The following is a 1,655-nucleotide window of genomic DNA, read 5'->3' on the forward strand; positions in this document are numbered from 1 at the left end:
GGCGCGAGAAAGCCGAGTGGGACCAGGGGGTTGGCGCTTACCAGCCGTATTGGATCAGCATACCCGTCTGGCAGCCATTGCCTTGGCCGACATTGGCGTTGGTGTTCTGGCCGAACTGGAAGATGCCGTAGCTGTCACAGCCGTTCTGCGCCAGCGTGCCGGTATGGCCATTGCCTTCCTGGTGCACGACGCCGTAATTCCCCCCGCCCGACTGCCCGATCGCCGCGCCGTTGCCGGTGCCGTGCTGGCTGACATGGGCGCTGCCATTGGCGGCCTGGGCGATGCCGTAGAGGGCGAGGCCGAGGCGGATGGCATTGGCTTCGTCGGCATTGGCGGGGTTGATCTCGAAGGAGACGGAGCCTCCGGCCATGGCCACGGGGGCGGCCAGGGTGGCGAGGGCGAGGGTGGCGGCGGTCAGGGTCTTGCGGAGCATGGGTCTATTCCTTTGGGGCTAAGGGCTTGGGGGCCGATATCTATGTAAGTGTGTCGGTTACTCTAATGGGGCGGTTCAAAGATCGGTGGCCATGGTCTGGCAGCGGTAGGTCACGCCGTTCACGGTGATCGAAAGATCGGCGTCGTAGCGGCTGGCGGGGCCCGAGAGCATCGCCTGGCCAAGGGTCACGGTCTCGTCGGCGCGGGCGGTGAAGGCACCGGCCTGGCGGATATTGGTGCCACGGCCCGCGAGGCTCAGGTCATAGCGGCCGGTGACGGCGCTGTTGGCCTGCAAGCGGCCCTGGAACTGGGTGCTGGCGCCGCTTTCATCGACGGCGATCTCGCAGGCGAAGGGGGCGGTCGACGCCGTCTCTTCGGCAATCGAGGAGGTGCAGGCGGCGGCAATCCCCGCCCCGGCTAGGATCAGGGCCGCGGGCAGAAACCGGCGTGTCTTGAGGGGAAGGGTCATGGGATCGGTCCTTTTGGAAGGCAGGGGGGAAAGAGGGCGGCGCGGAGAGCGGGACAGGAGGGAGGAGGGACGGGGCCCTCCGCGCCGGGGCCGGGATCAGTTCTGGACGATCACGGCGACGTTGCCGGAGCCGACCTGGGTCGAGGAGGCGGAGTTGCCGTTGCCGACCTGGATCACGCCGACGGCGTTGCCGTTGCCCCACTGGGTGGTGTCGGCGCTGTTGCCGTTGCCCATCTGGGCGACGCCGGTCACGTTGCCCGAGCCGTAGGTCGAGGACGAGGCCGAGTTGCCGTAGCCCGACTGGCCGACGACGGTGCGGTTCCAGTAGCCGTCCTGGGTGGCGATGGCGGTGTTCCAGCCACCGTTCTGGTACAGGGTCATGTCATTGCCCCAGCCGGACTGGGCGCCACCGGCGGCGTTGCCGTAGCCGTACTGTTCGACGTTGACATAAGAGCCACCGGCGAAAGCGCCCGCGGCGGGCAGCGCGATGGCGAGGGCGAGAGCGGCGGTCTTGAGAGCAGATTTGAAGGTCATTGGAAAAGTCCTTTTTGGGTTGGTGTCGCTTGGGACGAGGGGGATATGTGATGCTTGCGAGGGTGGCGGGTTGGTGGTCGGGTCTGGCGTCTGCCCCGTGGGGCGTCAGCCGATGAGCCCACTTGGCGCCCCTTGCCGCTGTCAGGCAATATCGGCGGGCGGAAAGGCGATAACATCGACTTCGTGTGAGAAACAAACGAAGGTGCGATGCCGTGTTATC

At 66.6% G+C, this 1,655-nt stretch carries 3 protein-coding genes; all 3 read right to left on the minus strand.

Features of this window, described 5'->3' with window-relative positions; genetic code table 11:
• Positions 1-37: 37 nt before the first annotated feature.
• Positions 38-433, minus strand: coding sequence for a hypothetical protein (locus BKY27_RS19535; RefSeq protein WP_071676124.1), 396 nt, complete (start codon positions 431-433; stop codon positions 38-40).
• 75 nt (positions 434-508) lie between these two features.
• A complete protein-coding gene (gene csgH / locus BKY27_RS19540) occupies positions 509-901 on the minus strand; it encodes a curli-like amyloid fiber formation chaperone CsgH (protein ID WP_071676125.1) in 393 nt (130 codons plus the stop codon).
• 96 nt (positions 902-997) lie between these two features.
• Positions 998-1,435, minus strand: coding sequence for a hypothetical protein (locus BKY27_RS19545; RefSeq protein ID WP_071676126.1), 438 nt, complete (start codon positions 1,433-1,435; stop codon positions 998-1,000).
• Between the last annotated feature and the right edge of the window lie 220 nt (positions 1,436-1,655).

This window comes from Nioella nitratireducens, assembly GCF_001879715.1.
Classification (GTDB): Bacteria; Pseudomonadota; Alphaproteobacteria; order Rhodobacterales; family Rhodobacteraceae; genus Nioella; species Nioella nitratireducens.

Coding starts and splice junctions, on each gene's coding strand:
- BKY27_RS19535 (WP_071676124.1), bottom strand. CDS start 433: ATGCTCCGCAAGACCCTGACCGCCGCCACCCTCGCCCTCGCCACCCTG.
- csgH (WP_071676125.1), bottom strand. CDS start 901: ATGACCCTTCCCCTCAAGACACGCCGGTTTCTGCCCGCGGCCCTGATC.
- BKY27_RS19545 (WP_071676126.1), bottom strand. CDS start 1,435: ATGACCTTCAAATCTGCTCTCAAGACCGCCGCTCTCGCCCTCGCCATC.